Here is a 23,143-nt window from a genome sequence, read left to right on the forward strand (position 1 = left end):
GGCGGCTCTTTTCCTCGGCGCCGTCGATCTGCACCATCAGGTCCTGCACGATCGCCTCGTACAGCCCTGCCTGCTCGGGGGTCAGGTTCACCACCCGGGTCAGCTCGATCTTCTCCGGCAGATCCTTGATGATCGAGCGGTCCGTCTTCAGGCGGCGCTGGATGAAGGGGAGGTGACGAGCTTGAGGCGGCTGACCGCGGCCTCATCTCCCTCCTCCTCGATCGGGGTCGCGATGCGTTCCTGGAAGCTGTGCGCGGTGCCCAGCAGCCCGGGATTCACGACCTCCATCAGGGAGTGCAGATCCGCGAGGCGGTTCTCCACCGGGGTGCCGGTGAGCGCCAGGCGGTGCAGGGCCTGCAGCGTGCGGGCGGCACGGGTGACCTGGGTGGCGGGCGTCTTGACGTGCTGGGCCTCGTCGAACACCAGGCGGTGCCAGGCCACGGCCGAGAGCACCTGCAGGTCGCGGGCCAGCAGCGAATAGGTGGTGATCACGAGGTCGAGGTCGGCGGCGCCGGCCACGAAGGACTCGCCGCGCAGCCGGTCCCCGCCGTGGTGCACATGGACCCGCAGACCGGGCGCGAAGTTCGCAGCCTCCCGCTGCCAGGCCCCGACCACCGACATCGGGCACACCAGCAGGGTGGGCCCGAGAGGCGCGGTCGCCTCGTGCTCGGCGAGCTGCTCGCGCTCCCGGCACAGCAGCGCGAGCACCTGCATGGTCTTGCCCAGCCCCATGTCGTCGGCGAGGATCCCGCCGAGGCCCTGCCGGTCCAGGGCCCACAGCCAGTTCAGCCCGTCCAGCTGGTACGGGCGCAGCGTGGCCTGCAGCGAGCGGGGCTGGGGGTGGGGCTCCGGGCCCTGGCCGCCGGGCATCAGGCGGGCCAGGCCCTGGCTGCCGCCCGAGGTGAGGGCCGTGATCCCGAAGTCGACGTCGGCGGCGTCGGGGAGAGGATCAGGGAGAACATCTCCATCCACGGCGCCCGACCCGACACCTCGGCAGGCTCCGGCACCGGCGGCAGCGGCGCGGACTGCTGACCACCACGGGCCGGCGGCTGGGGCCGGCTCGCCCGCTCCTCGCTCGTGCGCGCACCGAAGGAGTCGAGGAAGCGCTCGGCGGCGCGCAGCGTGGTCGCATCCAGCCGCACCCACTGCCCGCGCAGCTGCACCAGCTCGGACTGCGCCTCGCGGATCTCCTCCATCTCCTCCTCGGTCAGCTCGGTCTCGCCCACGGCGACCCGCCAGCGGAAGGAGACCATCGCCCCGAGCCCCACCCCGGAGCCCTTGCGCTCGCCGGGGTCCTCCTCGACGTCCTGGGGGCGGAGCGTCGTCTTCTGCTTCGTCCAGTCGCGGGGCAGCAGCACCGTCACCCCGGCCTCCTCGAGGGCGGGGGTGTCGCGGGAGAGGAGCTCGGAGGCCTCCGCGGTGGTCAGCAGCCAGTCCACCCCGGTCTCGTCCACAGCCGCGCCGCGCACGGTGGGCGCGAGGCGCATCACCGCAGCCGAGGCCTCCGCAGCACCTGCGGTGCTCAGATCCCCCACGGCGCGCAGATCGGCGACGGGGTGCACGGTCCCGTCGGACTCCCGCAGGCAGGTCTGCAGCGGCCAGGCGGTGCCCAGCGGCGGCTCGAACAGGCGCACCACCAGCTCGCTGTCACCGGAGCCGAGCTTCACGCCGGGGCGGCCGGAGTCCACGAAGGCATCCAGCGCCGCGGTGATCCTGCGCTGGGCGGGCAGGTCAGCGCGCAGCTCGCCCTCGTCGGCCAGGGCCCACAGCACCCCGTGGCGGTCCTCGGACGGGGCCGGGGCGCGGTGCAGGTGCTCCGCGAAGGCGCGACGGGCGTGCCCGTCCACCAGCGCGTGCAGCATCTGCGGGGAATCCTTGTCGGGGGCCCGCCACTGCATCACCGGGCGCCCGTACCGTTCCACCGCCCGGGCGCGCAGATGGCGCTGCTCGACGAGCGTGCGGGCGCGCAGGTCCAGCACGATCGCCGCCACCAGGTCGGGCATCGCGATCAGCTCCTCCGCGAGCCGCGCCGCGGCGCCATCGCTGAGGAGGGAGGAGAGGTGGTCCGTGAAGTCTTCGCCGAAGCGGCCCTGGAGCAGCGTGCTCGCGGCGCCGACCAGTCCGGTCAGCGCAGCACCCTCGAGCGGCAGGGCGGGCACCCGGCGGTCGCCGTCACGGCCGGGGATCCGCACCCGGTGACGCAGCTGGTCCGGTGCCTCGGCCAGCGCCTCCCCGAGCACGGGGGAGCGTCCCGACGCAGCGGGGAGAGGTCCTCGAGCGCGCGGGAGCGGCCCGGTCCGGTCTGCTCCCGCACCCACAGGGCGGGGCCCAGGTCGTCATCGACGACGAGGTGCAGGCGGCGGACGGGCATGACTTCAGACTATGCCGCGGGTCCGACGCTCAGAGACCGTCGATGATCAGTGCGGTCGCGTCGAGCCAGGCTTCCTTGGTCTTCGGGGAGATCCGAGACCAGTCCAGGTGGGAGCCGTCGACGAAGTGCTGCTCGTAGGGCACCTCGGTGACTGCCCGCGTGTGCGCACCGAAGTGGGCGAGCAGGCGGCTGCGCAGCGTGGGATCGAACTTGCCCTTGGAGGAGTGGGACAGGATCGTCACCGCGTGATCGACCTGCTCGGCCAGGCCCGTGGCCCGCAGCTCGTCGATCATCCAGGCGGCGGCGTTGAAGGTGTCCTCGCGCACGGTCGAGATGATCACCAGCTGGTCCGCGCTCTCCACGGCCGCGAGCCAGTTCGAGGCGCGCACGTTGTTGCCGGTGTCGATGACCTTGATGCGGTAGAAGCGGGAGAGCGCATCGTTGAGGTCGGCGAAGGCCTCCTCGTCGATCGAGGCGGCCGAGCCCGGGTCTTCGTCGTCGGAGGCGAGGATGTCGAAGCGCATCGCCCCCTGAGGGCGCACGTACGGGTCGAGGTCCGCGTTGCTCGCATGCGGTGCGCGCAGCGTCTCGATGTCGTGCAGCAGGTCCACGGCGGTGCGGTGATGATCGGTGGGGATGCCGCGCCAGCCGAGCGTGCCGCGGGTCTCGTTGTTGTCCCAGGCCAGCACGTTGCCGCCGCGGGTCACGCCGAGCGTCGCGGCGACCATCAGGGAGGCGGTGGTCTTGTGGGCACCGCCCTTGAGGTTCACCACCGCGATGTTGCGCGGTCCCTCGAGCGGCCGACGGATGCGCTCGAGACGCTCGGTCTCCCTGCGCTCGCGCCGGTTGGGACGCGGCGAGATGACACCGCCGGTGAGGCGGGTGATGAAGCCCGGCATGCCGCGGGTGGCCTTGACCTTCTCGCGCTTCGAGGTCGAGGACTGCAGATCCTGGAGGGTGGGGCGGGACGGGTCCCGCTCGGGGAGGGTGCGCGCCGGCGGCAGCGGGCGCTTGCGCGCCGAGGAGTCGCTGTCGGTCGGCGCCACCGCGGGTGACAGGGCCGACGGGGCTGAAGAAGCTGAAGAAGCTGAAGAAGCAGACACAGCCGACGCAGCAGAAGAAGCTGACGGCGCCGACGCCGCCGACGGGGCCGATGCAGCCGAGCGGGCGGAGGCCGCCGACGGGGCCGACGGTGCTGACGCAGCAGACACTGCCGAGCGTGCGGAGGTCGTGGCGGAGGCGGTGGCTGCGGACTGGGTGGAGGCGCTCGCACTGCTGGGCGGCGTGGCGGCGACCCGGCGGCGACGGGCACCGTGCGGGCGCACCGCAGAGAGCTCACCGGTGGCGGGAGAGCCGATCGCCATGTGCTCACCGGTCGCCGGGCCGCGCAGCGTCCTGATCGATGCTGCTGAGATCGGCGGTGTCATCGGTGGGCGGAGCGATCAGCGGATCGTCGATCGCGGGACCGTGCAGGGGGCGGTCGTCCGCCTCGCGGCCGGTGATCCGGCCCGTCGGCTCCACGCGCAGGTGGTGGTGGACATGCGGCTCGACGATGACCACGTCGATGTCGTGCCCGGCGGCCTTCGCAGCGGTGATGAAGCTCTGCTTCACCCGGTCCCGGATCTCCGGCAGATCAGCGCCGGAGACCTCGACGGTCTCCTCGGCGAGATGCACGGTGGCAGTCGTGTCGGAGGTGATCCGCGCCTGCGCGATCATCTGGGTTCCTTCCGCGTCCTGGGCACCGCCGCGTCCGGAGACGGGCGGCTTGGTCCGGGTCCACTCTACGGCCGGATGGCGTCGGGCTTCCGCTGATCCCCACCTACAGTGGCGGCGTGCACACCACACTGCTCACAGCTCCCGCCGTCCCCGGCGCGGATGAGGACGCCGGGGAGTGCTCGGCGAGGTCGCCGTGGTGCTCGACGGCGCCGGAGTGCCCGCGCGTTTTCGCTCCGGCTGCCGCCACACCGTCGCCTGGTACTCCCATGCTCTTGCGGCCCGGCTGCTGGCGAACGCCCAGGATCCGGGCGTCGGGCTCCGCGCCGCGCTGGCCGCCGCGATCTCGGAGGTGCGCGGCCTGCATCAGGGCGAGTGCGATCTCGGGGCGGGCGGCCCCTCGGCCACCGTGGTCGTGGTCCGACGCGCCGCGCAGCATCTCGAGCATCTGGTGCTGTGCGACTCCTCGCTGCTGCTGATGAGCAGGAACGGCGAGGTCAGGCGGGTCAGCGATCTCCGCATCGACGAAGTCGTCCGTGCCGAGACGGCGCCTGAGGCGATCGAGGCCCGCCGCAACGCACCCGGGGGCTTCTGGGTGGCGCGGCATGAACCCGAGGCCGCCGAGCAGGCTCTGGTGGGTCGCACCCCGCTCGCGGAGCTGGAGGCGGTGCACCTGGTCTCGGATGGCGTCACCCGCGCCGTGGACCTGCTGGGGCTGCACGACGACGCCTCCCTCGCCCGGGCGCTGAGCGACGATCCGTGTGCTCTGCTGCACGATCTGCGGGCCGCCGAGAGGGCCCTGCCGATCGGTCGGCGGCCCAGGAAGCCGCATGACGATGCGACGGTCCTCACAGTTTCCCTGTGAGCGGCCTCCTGAAGGCTCGGAAGCGCGGGTCCTGGCGGGCTCCCGGGGCGCCGGAGAACTGCCGTCCGGCCTCGGGATTTGATGTGCGCATGACGAAGGATCGGGGTGCCCAATACTCAGGTGAGCCTGAGTAGAACCTGCATGCCACCTGCGGTAACAGACTCTGCTGGCGCGTTTACAGCGACGGGTCGAAGGCCTATGCTCGACCTCAGGACGTGACCGCCACGGAAGATGCACACCTGAGGATCGGGACGGTGCGCCACTCCGGTTCGACTGGTACTGTTCCGAGTGTCGGAAGACGTTGAAAACTTTATAGATGTGCCGTTCCTCAAGACCCCCTCCTGGGGAGCGGCCAGACGGGCATAACGCCAGGTTCCCCCACCTATGGCAGCCCGTCCGCCTGTTCGCCCGCACCCACCCCTGACGGACGACAGGCCTGACGAGCGGTCCGCGAGCCCCCGACGATGTCGGTTGAGTGCTCCGGGCCGCTCGTCGCATTTCCCTCCGGGACCGACCGTCGCTCAACGCGGATCTCGGCCGTTCCCGAACCAGGATCGATGCAGATCCGGCTCGGGAACGACCGAGACTCTCAGGCGCTCAGCCGAGGATCGCGACGTCGCTGCCGGGATCGAGGCGGTAGCCCGCGCCGCGGACCGTCGAGATCAGACGGCGGTAGCGGCCCAGCTTGGTGCGCACGCGGCGCACGTGCACGTCGACCGTGCGCTCACCGGTCTCATCGGGCGACTCGGCCCAGACCGTCTCCATGAGCTCGGTGCGGCCCACGGTGCGGCGCGCGTTCTGCGCCAGCTGGGACAGCAGCTCGAACTCCTTGTAGGTGAAATCCACGTCCTGCCCATCGATCCGCACCCGGCGACCGAAGAGGTCGATCACCAGGCTGTCGTCCGGCGCCGTCGACGGGCTGGACGGGCTGACCGCCGTGGCCTGCAGCGTGCGGCGGCGAGCGATCTCCGCATCCCGGCGAGCGGGAGCGTTCGGGGAGACCACGCCGGTGCGGCGCGGGCGCAGCGGGCTCACCGGGGCGGCGGCCCGTCCCCGGGGCGGCAGTGCGCGTGCAGCGGAACGGCCGGTGGTCGCGAAGGTGTGCGGATTGCTGACCGAGATGGTGGTGCGTCCGTCGCGCGCGGCGACTTGGCGCTGTGCGTGGGTGCGCAGCTCGTCGGCGATCAGGGCGGCCTCCACGTCGCCGGTGCCGGCGGGGAGGGTGACGGAGACGGTGATGGTCACCGTGTCCTCGGCGGCGGCCTGCGGCCGCGGGGCCGTGCCGCCCACGCGATACAGCGGGCGAGCGGAGCCGGTGCGGGGGCGGTGAAGGTGGTGGGGCGATCCAGGGCAATGGTCATGATGCGAGTTCTCCGAGATGCGGCGCGGTGAGCGCGGCGGCTGGTGGACCCGGGATCCCTGGGATCAACGCCTGTGGGCGGATCGTTCAGGGGTGTGCTCCCGGTAGCACCTGGAGCCCGCGCCTTCCGGCCGGCTCCTGTCAGCCGACCCTGGAGGTGTCTTGAGCTCTAGAGGCTCGGCTGACGATGCATCATCGGCATCATCATCATGGACATCATCGAGCGCAGCACGGAGCGGACCACCCGGCGGGTGGTCTCGCTGAACGCGGCGTTCGTGGTCATGGCATCGATAGTGCACCCGACGGCCTTGAAGGGCAAGGGGTGTCCACACTGTGAAACGGCGCAGGTGTTCGCGCCCGTCTCTCGAGCGGCAGCCACCCCTCATATGGCGACGGGGCTCATCCATGGAGCGAGCCCCTATGAGGGGTTCGTGTCATGGATGAGTCCCGTGGATGCTTCCTGCCGCTCGCAGGCTCGCAGTGCGTCGATCAGTCTGTGCTGATTGACTGTTCTCCTGCCGCTCGCAAGCTCGCAGTGCGTCGATCAGTCGACGACCCCGAAGAAGAGGCGGTCTCCGGCGTCACCCAGGCCCGGCACGATGTAGCTGTTCTCGTCGAGCTTCTCGTCGATGGCGGCCGTGACGATGGTCAGGTCGATCGACGGATCGATCCGCTCCTCCATCGCCTTGAGGCCCTCAGGGGCGGCCAGCAGGGTCACGCAGGTGATGTCGCGGGCGCCGCGCTCGTGCAGGTACTCGCAGGAGGCGATCAGGGTGTGGCCGGTGGCCAGCATCGGGTCCAGCACGAAGCACTGGCGGCCGGTGAGGTCGTCGGGCAGGCGGTTCGCGTAGGTGGTGACCTCGAGGGTCTCGTCGTTGCGCACCATGCCCAGGAAGCCCACCTCGGCGGTGGGCAGTAGGCGGGTGAGGCCGTCGAGCATGCCGAGACCCGCGCGGAGGATCGGCACCACCATCGGCTTGGGGTTCGTCAGCCGGGTGCCGGTCATCGTGGTCACCGGGGTCTCGATCTCCACCGGCGCGACGGCGACGTTGCGGGTCGCCTCGTAGGCCAGCAAGGTCACCAGTTCATCGGCGAGCTGGCGGAACACCGAGGAGTGGGTGGCGCGATTGCGCAGCACCGACAGCTTGTGGGCGACGAGCGGGTGGTCGATCTGGAGAACGCGCATGAGGGGAATCTACCGGAGTGCCGCCGCGGTCACGCACGTTCCGGTGGCCGGGCAGGGGTGAGGCGCGACTCGCCAGGGGCGAGAATGGCCCCATGACCGATGACGAGCTGATGGGCCTGGCGATCGATGAGGCGCGGGCGGCCGCTGCGCGGGAGCCGGCGGACGTCCCCATCGGCGCGGTCGTCGTCGGCCCCGACGGCACGGTGCTCGCCATCGCCGGGAACCGCCGCGAGGCCGACGAGGACCCGACAGCCCACGCCGAGATCCTCGCCCTGCGCCGTGCGGCGGAGGTCACCGGGCGCTGGAACCTCGCCGGTTCCACGCTGGTGGTCACCCTCGAGCCGTGCACCATGTGCGCCGGCGCGATCGTGCTGGCCCGGGTGGAGCGGGTGGTCGTCGGCGCGATGGACCCGAAGGCCGGGGCTGCGGGCTCGCTCTACGACCTGGTGCGCGAGCCCCGTCTGAACCACCGGGTGGAGCTCACCACCGACGTGCGTGGTCAGGAATGCGGTGACCTGCTGCGGGACTTCTTCAGAGCGCGGCGGAAGCGGGCTGCAGAAGCGCGATCTGACCAGATCGACTGAGCTGGGTCGAGCACCCTCTATCGACGTCGGTCAGATGCGACCTATCGTGGTCGTATGAGTACCGCGGCGGCACCTGAGGGCAGGCCGGGCCACTGTGAGCGGGCGGTGACGGTCCAGGAGGCGAAGACCAGCCTCTCCTCGTTGCTGCGCGAGGTCGAAGCGGGCAGCGTGATCACCATCTCGCGGGGCAGCACTGCGGTCGCCCGGCTCGTGCCCATCGAGCAGTCGCCCGAGGCTGTACGGCGGCGCCCGAAGGGATTCCTGCGGTTCAGCGTTCCGGACTCGTTATTCGAGGCCCTTCCCGAGGCTGAGCTGCAGGCGTGGGAGGGCGGCGAGTGGCCGAGCTGCTGGCCGACACGCACGTGGTGCTCTGCGTCGATTGCCTCGGGTGACCGCCGGCCCGCTGAGCTCAGCGCTCCAGCAGGTGCTCGGTGGTGACGTGTGCTCCGTGGTGACGTGGCCGGTCGGGAACCGGGTCTGATGGGGCGGCGCAGCCCATTCTCCTCAAGGACCGAGAAGGCTGTCCGAACCGTGGGCTTCGAATCTCGCCATTCGAACGCCGCCTCTACACTGGTTCCGTCATCGAGCGGGTCGAGGAGCAGTCATGGGAACAGGTGTGTCGTCGTCGGCCGTCGTCGCCGAGGACGTCTCGAAGGTCTTCTTCTCCGGTCGTGAGCCGGTGTGGGCCCTCGAGAACTTCTCCCTGAGCCTTGAACCGGGGTCCTTCACCTGCATCGTCGGCCCCTCCGGCTGCGGCAAGTCCACTTTCCTGCGGATCCTGGGCGGGCTCGAGGAGCGCACCGTAGGCACGGTGACGATGCCCGATGAGGGTCAGCGGATCCCCGCGGCATTCGTGTTCCAGGAGCACGGCGTCTTCCCCTGGATGACCGTGCTCGACAACATCGCGTTCGGCCTGCGGATGAGCGGGACCGGGAAGGCGGAGCGCACGGGGATCGCCCGCGACTGGCTCAGCCGCGTGCGGCTCGACGACTTCGCGGACGCGTACCCCCACCAGCTCTCGGGCGGTATGCGCCAGCGCGTCGCGATCGCCCGCGCCTTCGCCACCGGCTCCCCGCTGCTGCTGATGGATGAGCCTCTCGGCGCGCTCGACGCCCAGACCCGCATGCTCATGCAGGAGGAGCTCATCGCCCTGTGGGAGCAGGAGCGCAAGACGGTCCTGATGGTCACCCACGACATCGACGAGGCCATCATCCTCTCCGACCGCGTGATCGTGATGTCCGGCCGGCCCGGCACCCTGCGCGAGGACATCACGGTCCCCTTCGAGCGCCCCCGTTCCGTCGAGATCGAGCGCACCCCCGAGTTCAGCGAGCTGCGCTCCCGCGTCTGGAACCTCTTGCGCGAGGACGCCCGCACCGCCGAGGAGACCGCATGAGCACCACACGCTCCTCCCTGCAGAACGATCGCGAGCAGCGCACCCTCGTCGCCGCGAGCGCGCAGCGCGCGCGGGAGCGCTCCCTCGCCACCCGCGACCTGGTGCTGTCGATCGTCACCCCGATCCTGCTGCTGGTGCTGTGGGAGCTCAGCGCCCGCGGCCAGATCATCGACCCGCGCTTCTTCCCGCCGCCCAGCCGGATCGTCACCGCCGGCTACGAGATGCTCCTCGACGGCGAACTGTGGATGCACACCGCACCCACTCTGATGAGACTGCTGGTGGGCGGCGGTCTCGGCGCGCTCAGCGGGATCATCGTCGGCCTGCTGATGGGCTCCTCCCGCGCCCTGAACGCAGCGCTCGGCCCACTGTTCTCAGCGCTGTACCCGCTGCCGAAGATCGCGATCTTCCCGATCCTGCTGATGATCTTCGGCCCCACCGAGCTGCCGAAGATCATCGCCGTCTTCATCACCACCTTCTTCATCATGCAGATCAACACCGTCTCCGGCGTCTGGGCGATCGACCGCAAGCTGCTCGAAGCGGGCGCCGCCTACGGCGCCAAGGGCTTCGACCGCTTCCGCTTCGTGGTCCTGCCGGGCGCGATGCCCTTCGTGTTCTCCGGACTGAAGACCGCCACCGGCACCGCCGTGGTGGTGGTCACCGCCGTCGAGTTCACCGGCGCGACCACCACCGGCCTGGGCTACCTGATCTGGAACTCCTGGCAGCTGTTCATCCCCGAGAAGCTCTACGTGGGGCTGGTGGTCATCGGTGTCATCGGTGCGACCGTCACCACGGTGCTGGGCCGCTCGGAGAAGCTGCTGCTGCCCTGGCGCCGAGAGCGCTGACCACAGCCTGAAGACCCCCACAAGCACACCCGAAGACCCCTGCATAGGAGCACGTCATGCGTCGTCGTACCCTTCTCTCCCTCGCCTCCGCGACCGCGATGGGCGGCGCCCTGGCCGCATGCGGCTCCGCCGTGACCGGTGAGGATCCGGACTCCGGCGGCGAGGCCGGCTCCGGCGTCGTGCGCGTGGGCCACCTCCCCTCGGCCCTGTTCTCCCCGCTGTACGTGGCGGATTCGATGGGCTACTTCGAGGAGGAGGGCATCACGATCGAGCTGACCCCGCTGAAATCCGGCCAGGACGGCATCCCGATGCTCTCGAACAACCAGCTCGACGTGATGGTCGCCGGATTCAGCGCCGGCATGTTCAACGCGCTCGAGCAGGGCCTCGCCTTCAAGATCGTCGGCTCGATGGGCATCTCCCCGGGCGATCCCGAGAACTCGCCCACCGCTCTCGAGGTGCGCCAGGACCTGCTCGACGACGGCACGGTCTCCTCCGTCGCGGATCTCAAGGGCCGCACGATCGGCGTCGCCGGCGGCCCCGGCGCGACCGGCGGCTACCTGCTCGCGGCGATGCTCGAGGAGGGCGGGCTCACCCTCAACGATGTCGAAATCTCGAACCTCGCCACCCCCGATCAGGAGCCCGCGATCACCAACGGCTCGATCGACGCGGCGACCCCCTCAGCGCCCTTCTCGACCGCGATGGAGGAGGCGGGAGTCGCCTCCCCGATCGCCGTCCCCGCGGAGGGCACCACCGGCACCGGCGTGATCTACTCCGAGACCTTCGTCGCCGCGGACCTCGCCCAGAGCTTCTTCACCGCACTGGCCAAGGGCGCCCAGGAGCTCTCCGAGGATGGCGTCCAGACCGACGAGGTCTACCAGATCCTCGCCGACACCCTCGGCCAGGAGATCGACGTGCTGAAGGCCTCGCCGATGTACACCTACCTGCCCGACCTCGCTCCGCAGCCCGATCAGCTCGAGGCGATGCAGGCGGCCTGGATCGCGGCAGAGCAGATCACCTACACCGAGCCGCTCGACGTGGCCGGGATCGTCGACGCGAGCTTCGCCGAGAGTACGAGCGCCTGACCCCGACGTCGTCGACCGTTGCGCAGTGGGCTCTCTGGGCGCCCAGAGGGGACGAACCTCAGATCCACCCCTGGCGCCGCGCGATAGCGACCGCCTCGTGACGGTTCGCGGCCTGCAGCTTCGCCTGCGCGCTCGAGAGGTAGTTGCGCACGGTCCCCTCGGCCAGATGGGCACGGCGCGCGATCTGCTCGATCGCGGCGCCGTCGGCGGCGAACTCGAGCACGTCCGCCTCGCGCGGGGTCAGGGGTGAGTCCCCGGAGGAGATCGTCTCGGCGGCGAGCTCCGGATCGATCACCCGCCGCCCGGCGGCGACCGAGCGCACCGCGCGGGCCAGCTGGTCAGCGGAGGTGGTCTTCGGCAGGAAACCCAGCACACCCTGGGCCAGCGCTCGCTTGAGATAGCCGGGCCGGGCGTGGGAGGTGAGCACGAGGCAGCGGGTCGCGGGGAGAGCGTCGCGATCCGGGCGGCGAGCTCGAGGCCGTCCCCATCTGGCAGCTGCAGGTCCAGGACGGCGACGTCGGGCTGCTCGGCCTGGGCCAGGCGTGCACCGTCCGCGACCGTCGCCGCCTCGCCGCGCACCTCGAGGTCGTCCTCGAGGGAGAGCATGGTCGCGAGCGCCGAGCGGATCAGGTTCTCGTCATCGACGAGGATCACGCGCAGCACCTCGGGGGAGTGGGCGGTCATCGGGTCCCTTCCGGGGATCGAAACGGACAGCAAGGGTGAAGACGCCGCCCTCGCGGTGGACCTCGAGCGCGGATCCGGCGCCGAGGCGCTCACGCATCCCGGTCAGTCCGCTGCCCTCGAGCACCTCGTCGTCACCTGGCGCGCCGTCGTTGACGAGGGTGACCCCGTCGGGGCCGAGCGTGAGGGTGACGGCCGACGGGTCGGCGTGGCGCAGGATGTTGGTGCCGCCCTCTCGCAGCACCCAGGCGGCGGTGCCGGCATGCCGGGCCGGAACGTCGCCCGCGTCGCCGCGGATCGTGACCTCGGCGTGTGCCGAGCGCAGCAGGGAGGCAGTGCCGCGCAGCTCGGTGGCCAGATCAGCCTCGCGGTAGCCGCGCACGAGGCTCCGGATCTCAGCGAGGGAGGTACGGGCGATCTGGGCGACCTCGCGGCCGTGCTCGACGGCGCGGGGATCCTCCCGTTCGGCGAGCTGGGCGACCAGCTCGGATTTCACCGCGATCACGGACAGGTCGCGCCCGGTGACATCGTGCAGGTCGCGGGCGAAGCGCAGCCGCTCTTCGGCGACGGCGAGCTGGGCCTGTGCCTCCCGGGCGCTGTCGAGCTCGCGCACCATCGCCGCGAGCCACAGCGACATCCGCACCGTGAGCACCGCGGCCAGCATGAGGGCGAACATCGTGGCCGCGATCGGCCGGTCAGCGCCCAGCAGGACGGCGAGCACCCCGAGCGCGAGGGCAGAGCCCACGCCGATCTCCCACCGCCAACGGATGACGATCCGGACCTGCAGCGCGATGAGGGACACGGTCAGCAGCTGCGGACCCGCGTCACCCGCCAGGTACAGCACCGCGATCACCGCGCTCAGCCCGGCCGTGGCCCACAGCATCGCGTCGACGGGGAGCCGGCCCACCCGGGGCAGGTCCCAGCGGTCACGGCCGGTGGGGAGCTCCGCTCGCGACCAGGCGGTCATCGTCCTTCGGCCGGACCAGGCGCCGATGAGGATCTGCAGCAGCAGCACGGTCGTCGCGATCGGGTGCGCGGCGAAGGCGGCGGGCAGGGACAGGCCCAGCAGGGCGAGGACCCCCAGCGGCACCATCACGAGCACGAGCACCACGGACCACGCCGTGTAGGCGAAGAACACGGTCCACTGGCGGCCGCTGCTGGGGGTCACGGGGGTCCTCTCGGGATGGTCGTCGGGAGCCTATCGGCTCAGACGATCGCGGCGAGGAAGAGGCTGCCGAAGACGCCGAACACGACGCCCCAGAGGATGATCGAGATGCCCATCCACAGGTAGACCCGGCCGCGTGCGGCACCGAGGGCGACCAGGGTGGGGCCGGTGATCTGCGAGGCGACGATCAGCGGGCCCAGCAGGCACACGCCCGGCACGCCGTACTTCTCGAGCGCCGACGCCACCTTCTGGCGGAACCGTGAGGGCTGCTTGTCCTCGTCGCGCGGTCGAGCCCGGCCCGCGGTGACGGCGTCCCGTGCCCGCCCGGACAGGGCGATGACCACGAAGGTGGCGAGCAGGTTCCCGATCACAGCGGCGGGGACCGCGAGCGCCGGGTGGATGCCGAGCGTGGTGCCCAGGAAGCTGCCGAAATAGCTCTCGATGAAGGGGATAGCCCCGGCGGGGACCAGGGCGAGCACCTGCTGCCACGGCTCGAGGCCGGAGACGTGGGTGTGGAGCTGGGCGAGGAGGTCCTGGAACATGCGATGTCCTTCCGTGGTGGTGATGGCTCCACTCTTCCGGGAGGCGCACGCTCGCAGTAGGGCGCGGGCTCACCGGCCCGCGTGCATCCCTCACGGCCCGCTGATGACAAATGTCAGCAGAGCGTCCCGAGGGCATCCCGCAGTGACCCCCTCCACACACGGGCCTGCAGGTCTGTGACGTTTGTTTCGCAGTATGACGCGATGCTTCGACGAGCGGGGCGCGGGTGCTTGACTGCATTGGTGATCACTCTCGACAGCCTCACGAAGGTCTTCCCCGCGCCCGGCGGCGGAGACCCCGTCGTCGCGCTCGGCGGGATCGACCTCCATCTCGAACCCGGCCGCGTCCACGGCATCGTCGGCCGCTCCGGGGCCGGCAAATCGACCCTCATCCGCTGCCTGACCGGGCTGGAGAAGCCCACCTCCGGGCGCGTCGAGGTGGACGGCACGGACATCGCCGCGCTGGACGGCCGCGCCCTGCGCGCCGCCCGCCGCAACATCGGCATGGTGTTCCAGCACGCGAACCTGCTGGACTCCCGCACCGCCGCCCAGAACATCGCCCACCCGCTCGAGATCGCCGGAGTCCCCCCCGCGCGCAGCGTGAGGAGCGCGTCGCAGAGCTGGTCGAGCTGGTGGGGCTCAGCGGCCGCGAGCACAACCATCCCGCGCAGCTCTCCGGTGGCCAGATCCAGCGCGTCGGCATCGCGCGCGGCCTCGCCGCCGAACCGAAGGTGCTGCTGTGCGATGAGCCCACCAGCGCGCTCGACGGCTCCACCACCCACCAGATCCTGCGCCTGATCAGCGATCTGCGGGAGCGGCTCGGCATCACCGTCGTGATCATCACCCATGAGATGGGCGTGGTCCGCGAGGTCTGTGACACCGTCACCCTGCTGCAGGACGGCCGCATCACCCAGACCGGTGATCTGCTGGACGTCGCCGCGGACCCCCACGGCCCGCTGAGCGCAGAGCTGATTCCGCTGCCGCCGGCGCCCACCGGCATCGACGCCCTCGTGGTCAACTGCGATTACGGCAACTCCGAACGGTTCCGCACCACCGATGACCTCATCCGTCTGGCCGAGAACTACGAGGCCGATGCGACGCTCGTCGCCGGCACCATCGAGACCATCGGCGGCCGCCAGGTGGGCCGCGTGCAGCTGGCGCTGCGCAACCACTCCGGCCAGCCGATCTCGCGGGAAGGCCTGACCGCGTTCCTCACCGAGCTCGAGTCGGCGGGCGTGGTCACGAAGGAGGTGTTCGCATGATCGAGATCCTGCAGGAATGGGCGTCGAACCCGCTGCTGACCCGCTGGGACGGCGGTCCCTGGGAAGCCACCCTGGTCACCCTCTACATGACCGTCGTGACCATGGGGCTGACGGTGCTGCTAGGGCTGCCGCTGGGCATCGCGCTGTTCGAGACCGACGGCTCGGCCTCCCCGCTGGTGAGGGGCGTCAACCAGGTCACCGGCTTCGTGGTCAACGTGCTGCGCTCCTTCCCGTTCTTCATCCTGATCATCGCGCTCATCCCGCTCACCTCGGCGATCACCGGCCGCTCCACCGGCCCGAACGCGGCGATGATAGCCCTGACCATCGCGGCGGTGCCCTTCGCTGCGCGGCTGTTCGAGCTGAACCTGCGCGAGATCCCCGCCGGGAAGATCGAGGCGGTGCGGATGATGGGCGCGAGTCGCTGGCAGGTGATCCGCCAGGTGCTGGTCCCCGAGGCGCTGCCCGGCATCATCGGCTCGATCACCACCACCACGATCGCCGTGATCGGCTACACCGCCATGGCCGGCTCCGTGAACGCCGGCGGCCTGGGCCAGCTCGCCTACAACCGCGGCTACACCGGCTACCAGACCGAGATCATCATCGTCACCGTGATCCTGCTGGTCGCGATCGTGATCCTGGTGCAGCTGCTCGGCTCCCGCCTGGCCCGCGCGGTCGATCACCGTGCCCGCACATCCTGAACCCCTCACAGAGAAGGAACCCCTCATGAGCACCATCTCCCGTCGCACCCTGTTCGCCTCCGGCGCCGGCCTGGCCGCCCTCACTCTCGCCGCCTGCGGTGGCGAGGACGAGGCGCCGCTGACCGAGGAGGGCGGCACCACCACGATCCGCATCGCCGCCACCCCGATGCCCCACATGGAGATCCTCACCTTCGTGAAGGACAACCTCGCCGCTGACGCCGGGCTCGAGCTCGACCTGCAGGAGCAGACCGAGTACCCGATCCCGAACCGTCTGCTCAGCGAGGGCGAAGTGGATGCGAACTTCTTCCAGCACCAGCCCTACCTCGAGACCGAGATCGAGGAGAACGGCTACGAGCTGACCCCCTTCGCGGGGGTCCACATCGAGCCGCTGGGCGTCTTCTCCGAGTCGCTCACCAGCCTTGAGGAGATCGAGGAGGGCGCCTCCGTCGGCGTCCCCAACGACCCCACCAACCGCGGCCGCGCCCTTGCACTGCTCGCCGATGAGGGCCTGCTGGCGCTCATGGACGGCATCGAGCCCACTGCAGCGACGATCGACGACATCGCCGAGAACCCCAAGCAGCTGGAGTTCGAGGAGATCGACGCGGCGCTGCTGCCCCGCACCCTGGGCGACTACGCGATCGCCGTGATCAACGGCAACTACGCGCTCGAGGCGGATCTCAGCCCCGCCGAGGACGCCCTCGCGCTTGAGTCCGGCGAGGACAACCCCTACGCGAACATGCTGGTGGTCCGCACCGAGGACAAGGACAACGAGGCGCTGGTGAAGCTCGACGAGCTGCTCCGCTCCGAGGACGTCCGCAGCTTCCTCGAGGAGACCTACTCCGGCGCCGTCATCCCCGCGTTCTGAGTAACCTGGGGGTGACTGCCTCGACCTCCCACCCTCTTTCCGGCCGCCGCGCCCTGATCACCGGCGCGAGCCGCGGGATCGGCGCCGACATCGCCCGCGCTTTCGCGGCGGCCGGCGCCGATCTCGTGCTCACCGCCCGTGTCGCGGCCACGCTCGAGGAGCCGGCCGCACGCCTGGCTGAGGAGCACGGCATCCGCACCGCGGTGCTCGCGGCGGACCTCGCCGACCCGGAGGTCCCCGACCGGCTCTGGGCCGAGGCCTCAGCTCTCATGGACGGCCTGGACGTGCTGGTCAACAATGCTGGCCTCTCCCATCCCGAGCGCGTCACGGATCTCGACACCGCGCACTTCGACGAGACCCTGCAGGTGAACCTGCGAGCTCCCGCGCTGCTCGCGGCCCGAGCCGGTGCAGCGATGGCGGCCGCGGGCGGCGGCGCGATCCTCACGATCGCCTCCGCCGCCGCGCTGCGCCCCTGGCCGAGCACTACGCCTACTCGACCGCCAAAGCGGGCCTGGTCATGGCCACCCGCACCCTTGCCCTCGAGCTGGGCGAACACGGTGTGCGCGCCAACTCGATCTGCCCCACCATCGTGCTCACCGACATGGGGCAGAAGGTCTGGGGCGATCACCCCGACAAGGCTGCGCCGATGCTCGCCCGGATCCCGAGTGACCGCTTCGCCCGGCCCCGCGAGGTCTCCGACGTCGCGGTCTGGCTCGCCTCCGACGCTGCCTCGATGGTCAACGGCGCCGAGATCCCGGTCGACGGCGGGTACTTGGTCAGCTGAGACGTGCGGTCGCCTCCAGCTGATCCAGCAGCCAGGCGAGCTCATCCGCGCGCTGCTCCCACTTGCGGTAGCGGCCCGAGCGGCCGCCGTGCCCGGCGACCATCTCGCAGCGGAACAGGATCGGCCGCTCCGCCTGGTCGGAGGTGACGGTCTCCCGCAGGCGCGCCACCCACTTCGCGGGCTCGACGAAGAACACGCGGGTGTCGTTCAGCGAGGTGGAGGCGAAGATCGCCGGGTACTCGACGGCCTGGATGTTCTCGTACGGGGTGTACTCGCGCATGTACTCGTACACCGCGGGATCGTGCAGCGGGTCGCCCCACTCCTCCCATTCGCCCACGGTCAGCGGCAGGCTCGGATCCAGGATCGTGGTCAGCGCGTCCACGAAAGGAACCCCGGCGATGACCGCACGGAACCGCTCGGGAGCGAGGTTCGCGATGCCTCCCATCAGCAGCCCGCCCGCGCTGCGACCCTCCGCGGAGAGCCGGCCCTCGGCGACCAGGCCCGAGTCGGTCAGATGCTTCGCGGCTGCCACGAAGTCGCTGAAGGAGTTCTTCTTCTCGAGCAGCTTCCCGTGCTCGTACCAGTCGCGGCCCATCTCGCCGCCGCCGCGCACATGCGCGATCGCGATGACCACGCCGCGGTCCAGCAGCGACAGGCGGGTGGGCGCGAACGACGGATCGATCGACACCTCGTAGGAGCCGTAGCCGTACAGGTAGCCGGGCGCGGTGCCATCGGCCTGCACCTCGCGGCGCGCCAGCACGCTCAGCGGGATCGCGGTGCCGTCCTCGGCGCTCGCCCATTCCCGGCGCTCGACGTACAGCGAGGGGTCGTAGTTCGGCACCGGGGTGACTCGCAGGACCGTGGTCGCACCGCCTGAGACTTCGCGCTCGGCGACCGTGGGCGGGGTGAGCATGCTGGTCAGCTGGTAGCGCACCGTGCTCTGCTCCCAGTTCGGGTTCGCATCGAGCTCGACGGTGTCCAGCTCTCCGCCGTGGGTGATGTCGGTGGCCTCGCCGACCAGCAGCGATCCGTCGGCCGCCCGCGGGATGAGGCGGACGCTCGCCAGACCGCCGCTGCGCAGCTCGAGGGCGACGAAGCTCGCGAACGCTTCGACGGCGAGCAGGCGCTCGCCCTCACCCGCGGCCAGCAGCTCCTCCCAGGCGTTCGGCGCTTCGAGCGGTGCCTGTGCGAGCGCGAAGCCGCGGTGGCCGTCGTTGTGCACGATCAGCAGGCGGTCACCGGCGTGCTCGACGCCGTAGTCCACGCCGTCGCGGCGGCCGCCGGCGGGCACGGGGGCCGACGTCGGCTCCGCGAGATCCAGCAGCCAGGCCTCGGTGGTGGAGGTGGAACCTGCTTGGATCACCAGGGCGGACCCGTCGCGGGAGCGGTCGAAGCCGATCATGAACCGCTCGTCGGGCTCCTCGATGACCAGCATGTCCTCGCTCATGGCGGTGCCGATGCGGTGCCGCCAGATCTGGTGCTGGCGCCATGCGTCGTCGACCCGTGCGTAGAACAGCCACTGCTGATCGGTGGAGAAGGCCAGACCGTAGCCGGCTCCGGTGACGGCCTCGTCGAGGATCTCCCCGGAGTCGATGTCCTTGACCACCAGCGTGAAGCGCTCATCGCCCGCGGTGTCCACCGCGTAGGCGAGCAGCGCGTGGTCGGGGAGGGAGCGAGACCGCCCAGCGAGTAGAACTCGGAGCCTGCGGCCTCCGCCTGCGCATCCAGCAGCATCTGCTCGCCCTCGAGCATCACCCCCGGCTCGACCTGCGGCAGCACGCCCGCATCGGCGACCCGGGTGAAGGCGGGGTAGTCGTTCCCGGCGGTGGTGCGGGTGATGTACCACCAGGCGTCCCGGCGCACCGGCACGCTGAGGTCGGTCTCCTGGGTGTGGCCGACGAACTCCTCGACCAGCGTGCTCCGGAGCTGGTCGAGGTGCGCGGTGCGGGCGTCGGCGTAGGCGTTCTCCGCCTCGAGGTGGGCGATCACCTCGGGATCGGTCTTGTCCCGCATCCACTCGTAGGGGTCCACGACGGCATCACCGTGGAAGGTCCGCTCGGTGGGGCGGTGGGCGGGAACGGGGGCTGCGGGATGCTCCTGGGTCATTCCCCGAGAGTAACCGCGCCCAGCTGATCGAGGAGCCAGGCCACGCCTTCGACCCGCGGGTCTCCGGCGGATCCCATGGTGGGGGTGGCGCGCAGCAGGACCGGGCGCTGGGTGGGATCGGAGGTGACCCGCTCCCGCAGCTGCGCGATCCAGATCGCGGCGCAGGCCGCCGGGACGTCCGCGCCCTCCAGTGCGGTCCAGGCGAAGATCGCCGGGTACTCGGTCTCGCGGATGTTCTCGGCCGGGCTGTAGCTGCGCAGGCAGCGGTAGTTCGCCTCGTCGCTGGCCGGGTCACCCCACTCGGCCCACTGCTCGAGGGTGAGCATCACGTCCGCGTCCAGCAGGGTCTCCAAGGGATCCACCAGCGGAACACCCCGACCACTGCACGGAATCGCTCCGGGGCGCGGTTCGCCGCTGCGCCGACGAGCAGTGCGCCGGCGCCGGTGCCGACTGCACCGAGCCGCTCCTGGGCCGCCCAGCCGGTGGAGACCAGATGGTCCGCGCAGGCTACGAAGTCGTCGAAGGAGTTCCCCTTGCTCAGGCCCCGGCCCTGGCGGTGCCAGTCCGGCCCCATCTCGCCGCCGCCACGGACGTGCGCGACCGCGATCACCACGCCGCGGTCGGCGATGGCCAGCGACTCCGGCTGCAGGACCGGATCGTTCGATCTGCCGAACGCGCCGTCCCCGTAGAGGAGGCAGGGGGCGGTGCCGTCGGCCGGGATGTCGCGCCGGGCGAACAGCGAGATCGGCACCCGGGTGCCGTCGGCCGAGGTCGCCCACAGCCGGCGCTCGACGTACTGTGCCGGGTCGTAGCCGGGCAGCTCGGCGCGCAGCAGCTCGGTGCTCGTGCCGGTGTCGATGTCGTGCTCGAGGATGGTGGCGGCGGTGGCGAAGCTGTCCAGCCGGTACCGCAGCGTGCGCTGATCCCAGGCCGGGGTGGGCTCGAGCCGCACCGCATCCAGCTCACCGCGACGCCCGACCACCTGCTGGTTCCGGAGATCGAGGGAACCGTCAGGGAGGCGGGGGATGACCCGCAGCTCGGGCAGGCCGTCGCGGCGCACCTGCAGGGCAACGGCCCCGGCGAAGGCCTCGACCGATTCGAAATGCTCGCCGTCGCGGGCGACGAGCAGAGCGGGGCCGCTCGGCAGGCCGCCGGCGGTGTCCAGCGGCGCCTGGCTGAGGATGCTGCGACGTGTGCCGGGCTCCTCACGGATCACCAGCAGCCGGTCACCGGCGTGCTCGATCACGGGATGCGCATCGGAGATCCTGCCGGTGACCGAGTGCGGAGCTGCGCAGGGCGTGGTCAGTTCCGCGAGCCAGACCTCGCTCCCCAGCGGGGAGGAGGAGCGGATCAGTGCTGCGGAGCCGTCGCGGGAGCGTGACAGCGACAGGTGGGCCCAGTGATCGTGCTCCTCCACGAGCACGGCGTCCTCCGTGGCCGGGGCGCCCAGCCGGTGGCACCGCACCTGGTGCCGGCGGCCGAGGCCGTCGAGCCTCGTGTGCAGCAGGCTGCGGGAATCGGCGGAGAACACCAGGTCGGGCCCGGCGCCGCGGATCGAGCGGTCGACCACCTCACCGGTGGCGGCCTCGGTGACGATGATCCGGCAGCCCCCGACCGCGGCCTCGGCTCGCGCGACCAGCCGATGGTCGGGCGAGATCGCGATGCCGATCGCCCCGAGGCAGTCTGCGATCAGGATCTCCTCGCCGTCGAGGAGGGTTCCGGGGACGATCTCCGGGATCCCGGAGGGGCCGCGCAGCTCGGCACGGTCCCGGACCCGTGACAGGGTGGCCCCGTCCGCAGGGTGGGCACGGTCGATGTACCACCAGCCGTCCAGCAGGACCGGTGCGGACAGCTCGAGGTTCGAGGGCTGCCCCGCGGTCGGTGCCAGCTTCTCGAGCTCGGCGCCGAGCTCCGCGCTCAGTCGCTCGAGGTGGGCGGTGTGCTGGTCCGTGTAGGCGTTCTCTGCGGCGAAATGTTCAGAAACCTCGGGGAGCGGGAGTCCCGGAGCCAGCGGTAGGGGACCGGAGCGGTCTCGCCGAACAGCGAGCGTTCCAGGGGCCGGGGAACGGGACGGGGCGCGGCGAGAGATGATCTCCCCGGTGGGTGCGGCTGGGGCCCGCCGGGTACACGATGTGCTGAGGCATGTTTCGGCTTTCCTCTCGAGGTGGCCGATACGTTGAGCGGGCGACAGGTCACGGAGCGTCTCGGCCTAGCGGCCCGTGATGTGTCAGAAGGGGATCGGGGTGCGGTGTCCTTTTTCAGGGGCCGCGTGAACCGGCGGCTTCATCGCCGCCCGGCAGCGGGCAGGGTCGACTGGAGGGGACCCTCAGGTGCATGATGTGTCCACCTGCTGTCACCTCAGCGGTTCCGTCGCGTGCCGCTGCCACCGCAGAGTGTCCGGTGCGATGCGGCCGAAAGGATCGACGGTGGTCGTTGGAGACCACCGGTCGACCATCGACTCGTCGATGCCACCGGATCACACGATGCATGCTGCTCCGACCTTCTTCTCCTCGTGATGCGGACCTCGGATGTGAGGTCTGCCATGAAGGGTACGTGGGGCTTTTTAGAGATATGTCAGAAATGGTGAACGGAGGCAGGCGGGCGCAAAAGGGCATGGCCAGGAGCCGAAAAGGTCGAAAGTCCAGTGGATGCAGGGAGCGTCGAGGAGATGCCGGTTCGTGAGGGTGAGCGTTTCGCGGGGGTGCTTCGCGCGGCCATCGAACACAGCGGTCTGTCCTTGACGGCGATCTCGCAGCGGCTGCGAGCACGGCATCGCCCGGTGAGCGTCGCGACGCTGAGCAACTGGCAGTCCGGCCGCAGCCTGCCCGGCGGTGACCAGTCGCTCGGCGTGGTGGCGGCGCTCGAGGAGCTGCTGGGCAGGCCCCGGATTCGCTCGCAGACCTGGTGGGCTCCCCGCGGTTGCGAGGTCGTGCGGTCCAGTCCACCAGCTTCCTGGGCCGACGGACCAGCAAGGAGGTGTTCCGCGAGGCGCTCGACGAGCTGGGATTCGCAGCTCCCCAGCAGTATGCCCATGAGCGGGTCTTCCAGCAGTTCGGAGTGATCGATTCCGCCCACGATGTGCAGCGCTTCGACTATCGGTTGACGGTGCGTGCTCTGGAGTCGGGGATCTGCCGGCTGCCGGCGGTCCACGTGCTCGGGCCCACGGAGCCGAACCACGCCCCGCAGTACATCGCGCTCGAGGGGTGCTCGGTGGGCCGGCGCGTGGTGTGGCCGGAGCGGCGTGCCTACGGCGTGGAGCTGAAGGTCGACGGGCACCTCGATGCCGGTCAGGTGGCGACCTTCGCCTACCGGGTCGAGATGAAAGCGGCGGCCACGGACATGACGGCGGCGATGTACAGCGTGCCCCGCCGCGCGAACGACGTGCTGTTGGAGCTCGAGTTCCGGGGCGACCGCAAGCCCGTGGACTGTGAGCGGTTCCGGCGCACGGAAGCGGGGGAGTCGGTGACGTCGGTGCGACTGGATCGGCGTGATCGGATGCAGATCAGCGAGGCCCGTTTCGGTCCCGGAACTTTCGGGCTGAGGTGGTCGTGGGAGGAGCTCGACGAGGAGGATGACGACCTCGAGGGTTACTGACCGGACCTCCTCGGCCTCCTCGGCGTATCCTGGTGCCACTGCTGCAGTGCTGC

At 70.7% G+C, this 23,143-nt stretch carries 21 protein-coding genes and 4 pseudogenes; 11 read left to right on the forward strand and 14 right to left on the reverse strand.

Annotated elements, in window-relative coordinates; translation table 11 throughout:
* Positions 1–4: 4 nt before the first annotated feature.
* From H3H54_RS02325 to H3H54_RS02340, 4 genes and pseudogenes are all read right to left on the reverse strand, one after another.
* Positions 5–870, reverse strand: a pseudogene (locus H3H54_RS02325) (DEAD/DEAH box helicase); the annotation flags it as partial.
* On the reverse strand, positions 870–2,240 hold the full coding sequence (locus H3H54_RS02330; RefSeq protein ID WP_262425353.1) for an SNF2 helicase-associated domain-containing protein: 1,371 nt from the start codon (positions 2,238–2,240) through the stop codon (positions 870–872). The gene H3H54_RS02330 and the pseudogene H3H54_RS02325, both read right to left, overlap by 1 nt.
* A 160-nt stretch (positions 2,241–2,400) precedes the next feature.
* The gene (locus H3H54_RS02335; protein ID WP_262425354.1) at positions 2,401–3,417 is read right to left on the reverse strand and encodes a hypothetical protein; all 1,017 of its coding nucleotides are present in this window, start codon (positions 3,415–3,417) and stop codon (positions 2,401–2,403) included.
* A gap of 322 nt (positions 3,418–3,739) precedes the next feature.
* A complete protein-coding gene (locus H3H54_RS02340) occupies positions 3,740–4,087 on the reverse strand; it encodes a hypothetical protein (protein ID WP_262425355.1) in 348 nt (115 codons plus the stop codon).
* A gap of 175 nt (positions 4,088–4,262) precedes the next feature.
* Between H3H54_RS02340 and H3H54_RS02345 the strand changes: the two genes are divergently transcribed.
* A complete protein-coding gene (locus tag H3H54_RS02345) occupies positions 4,263–4,949 on the forward strand; it encodes a protein phosphatase 2C domain-containing protein (protein ID WP_262425356.1) in 687 nt (228 codons plus the stop codon).
* Between the two features lie 597 nt (positions 4,950–5,546).
* On the opposite strand, the gene H3H54_RS02350 is transcribed toward H3H54_RS02345, so the two are convergent.
* Positions 5,547–6,239, reverse strand: coding sequence for a winged helix-turn-helix domain-containing protein (locus H3H54_RS02350; RefSeq protein WP_262425357.1), 693 nt, complete (start codon positions 6,237–6,239; stop codon positions 5,547–5,549).
* Between the two features lie 614 nt (positions 6,240–6,853).
* Positions 6,854–7,495: a uracil phosphoribosyltransferase gene (gene upp / locus H3H54_RS02355; protein WP_262425358.1), complete on the reverse strand. Its 642-nt coding sequence runs from the start codon at positions 7,493–7,495 to the stop codon at positions 6,854–6,856.
* A gap of 92 nt (positions 7,496–7,587) precedes the next feature.
* Between upp and tadA the strand changes: the two genes are divergently transcribed.
* Complete coding sequence (gene tadA, locus H3H54_RS02360) at positions 7,588–8,079, forward strand: tRNA adenosine(34) deaminase TadA (protein ID WP_262425359.1); 492 nt, start codon at positions 7,588–7,590, stop codon at positions 8,077–8,079.
* 41 nt (positions 8,080–8,120) lie between these two features.
* On the opposite strand, the gene H3H54_RS02365 is transcribed toward tadA, so the two are convergent.
* The gene (locus H3H54_RS02365) at positions 8,121–8,297 is read right to left on the reverse strand and encodes a hypothetical protein (RefSeq protein ID WP_262426557.1); all 177 of its coding nucleotides are present in this window, start codon (positions 8,295–8,297) and stop codon (positions 8,121–8,123) included.
* Here H3H54_RS02365 and H3H54_RS02370 point away from each other — a divergent pair.
* The 4 genes from H3H54_RS02370 (at position 8,221) to H3H54_RS02385 (ending at position 11,396) form a co-directional block, all read left to right on the forward strand.
* Positions 8,221–8,517, forward strand: coding sequence for a type II toxin-antitoxin system Phd/YefM family antitoxin (locus tag H3H54_RS02370; protein WP_262426379.1), 297 nt, complete (start codon positions 8,221–8,223; stop codon positions 8,515–8,517). The two genes, H3H54_RS02365 and H3H54_RS02370, sit on opposite strands and share 77 nt — an antisense overlap.
* 166 nt (positions 8,518–8,683) lie before the next feature.
* Complete coding sequence (locus H3H54_RS02375; protein ID WP_262425360.1) at positions 8,684–9,472, forward strand: ABC transporter ATP-binding protein; 789 nt, start codon at positions 8,684–8,686, stop codon at positions 9,470–9,472.
* On the forward strand, positions 9,469–10,314 hold the full coding sequence (locus H3H54_RS02380; RefSeq protein ID WP_262425361.1) for an ABC transporter permease: 846 nt from the start codon (positions 9,469–9,471) through the stop codon (positions 10,312–10,314). The genes H3H54_RS02375 and H3H54_RS02380 overlap by 4 nt, the downstream gene beginning before the upstream one ends.
* A gap of 56 nt (positions 10,315–10,370) precedes the next feature.
* Entirely contained in the window at positions 10,371–11,396 is a 1,026-nt protein-coding gene (locus H3H54_RS02385) for an ABC transporter substrate-binding protein (protein ID WP_262425362.1), read from the forward strand.
* Between the two features lie 58 nt (positions 11,397–11,454).
* Here the strand turns inward: H3H54_RS02385 and H3H54_RS19380 are convergent, their stop codons facing one another.
* Genes H3H54_RS19380 through H3H54_RS02400 form a run of 4 tightly spaced genes read right to left on the reverse strand, consistent with a single transcriptional unit; the run spans position 11,455 to position 13,784 of the window.
* On the reverse strand, positions 11,455–11,691 hold the full coding sequence (locus tag H3H54_RS19380) for a response regulator transcription factor (RefSeq protein ID WP_395963257.1): 237 nt from the start codon (positions 11,689–11,691) through the stop codon (positions 11,455–11,457).
* Positions 11,688–12,080, reverse strand: coding sequence for a response regulator transcription factor (locus H3H54_RS19385; RefSeq protein WP_395963259.1), 393 nt, complete (start codon positions 12,078–12,080; stop codon positions 11,688–11,690). The genes H3H54_RS19380 and H3H54_RS19385 overlap by 4 nt, the downstream gene beginning before the upstream one ends.
* On the reverse strand, positions 12,034–13,245 hold the full coding sequence (locus H3H54_RS02395) for a sensor histidine kinase (protein ID WP_262425363.1): 1,212 nt from the start codon (positions 13,243–13,245) through the stop codon (positions 12,034–12,036). The genes H3H54_RS19385 and H3H54_RS02395 overlap by 47 nt, the downstream gene beginning before the upstream one ends.
* A 38-nt stretch (positions 13,246–13,283) precedes the next feature.
* A complete protein-coding gene (locus H3H54_RS02400) occupies positions 13,284–13,784 on the reverse strand; it encodes a hypothetical protein (protein WP_262425364.1) in 501 nt (166 codons plus the stop codon).
* A 201-nt stretch (positions 13,785–13,985) separates the two neighbouring features.
* Between H3H54_RS02400 and H3H54_RS02405 the strand changes: the two are divergent.
* The 4 genes and pseudogenes from H3H54_RS02405 to H3H54_RS02420 all read left to right on the forward strand — a co-directional run bounded on the left by H3H54_RS02405 (position 13,986) and on the right by H3H54_RS02420 (position 17,390).
* Positions 13,986–15,043, forward strand: a pseudogene (locus H3H54_RS02405) (methionine ABC transporter ATP-binding protein).
* Positions 15,040–15,741, forward strand: a complete 702-nt coding sequence (locus H3H54_RS02410; protein ID WP_262425365.1) for a methionine ABC transporter permease — start codon at positions 15,040–15,042, stop codon at positions 15,739–15,741. The pseudogene H3H54_RS02405 and the gene H3H54_RS02410 overlap by 4 nt, the downstream one beginning before the upstream one ends.
* A 25-nt stretch (positions 15,742–15,766) precedes the next feature.
* The gene (locus H3H54_RS02415) at positions 15,767–16,606 is read left to right on the forward strand and encodes a MetQ/NlpA family ABC transporter substrate-binding protein (RefSeq protein ID WP_262425366.1); all 840 of its coding nucleotides are present in this window, start codon (positions 15,767–15,769) and stop codon (positions 16,604–16,606) included.
* 11 nt (positions 16,607–16,617) lie between these two features.
* Positions 16,618–17,390 (forward strand): annotated as a pseudogene (locus tag H3H54_RS02420) (SDR family NAD(P)-dependent oxidoreductase).
* On the opposite strand, the pseudogene H3H54_RS02425 reads toward H3H54_RS02420, so the two are convergent.
* The 3 genes and pseudogenes from H3H54_RS02425 to H3H54_RS02435 form a co-directional block, all read right to left on the reverse strand.
* Positions 17,383–19,496 (reverse strand): annotated as a pseudogene (locus tag H3H54_RS02425) (S9 family peptidase). The pseudogenes H3H54_RS02420 and H3H54_RS02425 sit on opposite strands and share 8 nt — an antisense overlap.
* Positions 19,493–19,858 (reverse strand): prolyl oligopeptidase family serine peptidase, encoded by a 366-nt coding sequence (locus tag H3H54_RS02430; protein ID WP_262425367.1) that lies wholly within the window; start codon positions 19,856–19,858, stop codon positions 19,493–19,495. Before H3H54_RS02430 ends, H3H54_RS02425 begins: the two are co-directional and overlap by 4 nt.
* Positions 19,822–21,687 carry a prolyl oligopeptidase family serine peptidase gene (locus tag H3H54_RS02435; protein WP_316249191.1) on the reverse strand — a complete coding sequence of 622 codons (1,866 nt, stop codon included), beginning with the start codon at positions 21,685–21,687 and terminating at the stop codon, positions 19,822–19,824. Before H3H54_RS02435 ends, H3H54_RS02430 begins: the two co-directional genes overlap by 37 nt.
* 713 nt (positions 21,688–22,400) lie before the next feature.
* Between H3H54_RS02435 and H3H54_RS02440 the strand changes: the two genes are divergently transcribed.
* Positions 22,401–23,090 (forward strand): XRE family transcriptional regulator, encoded by a 690-nt coding sequence (locus H3H54_RS02440; protein WP_262425368.1) that lies wholly within the window; start codon positions 22,401–22,403, stop codon positions 23,088–23,090.
* Positions 23,091–23,143: the final 53 nt, after the last annotated feature.

The organism is Brachybacterium sp. Z12, from assembly GCF_014400405.1.
Classification (GTDB): Bacteria; Actinomycetota; Actinomycetes; order Actinomycetales; family Dermabacteraceae; genus Brachybacterium.

Coding starts and splice junctions, on each gene's coding strand:
- H3H54_RS02340 (WP_262425355.1), bottom strand. CDS start 4,087: ATGATCGCGCAGGCGCGGATCACCTCCGACACGACTGCCACCGTGCAT.
- upp (WP_262425358.1), bottom strand. CDS start 7,495: ATGCGCGTTCTCCAGATCGACCACCCGCTCGTCGCCCACAAGCTGTCG.
- tadA (WP_262425359.1), top strand. CDS start 7,588: ATGACCGATGACGAGCTGATGGGCCTGGCGATCGATGAGGCGCGGGCG.
- H3H54_RS02365 (WP_262426557.1), bottom strand. CDS start 8,297: ATGGGCACGAGCCGGGCGACCGCAGTGCTGCCCCGCGAGATGGTGATC.
- H3H54_RS02375 (WP_262425360.1), top strand. CDS start 8,684: ATGGGAACAGGTGTGTCGTCGTCGGCCGTCGTCGCCGAGGACGTCTCG.
- H3H54_RS02380 (WP_262425361.1), top strand. CDS start 9,469: ATGAGCACCACACGCTCCTCCCTGCAGAACGATCGCGAGCAGCGCACC.
- H3H54_RS02385 (WP_262425362.1), top strand. CDS start 10,371: ATGCGTCGTCGTACCCTTCTCTCCCTCGCCTCCGCGACCGCGATGGGC.
- H3H54_RS19385 (WP_395963259.1), bottom strand. CDS start 12,080: ATGACCGCCCACTCCCCCGAGGTGCTGCGCGTGATCCTCGTCGATGAC.
- H3H54_RS02400 (WP_262425364.1), bottom strand. CDS start 13,784: ATGTTCCAGGACCTCCTCGCCCAGCTCCACACCCACGTCTCCGGCCTC.
- H3H54_RS02410 (WP_262425365.1), top strand. CDS start 15,040: ATGATCGAGATCCTGCAGGAATGGGCGTCGAACCCGCTGCTGACCCGC.
- H3H54_RS02415 (WP_262425366.1), top strand. CDS start 15,767: ATGAGCACCATCTCCCGTCGCACCCTGTTCGCCTCCGGCGCCGGCCTG.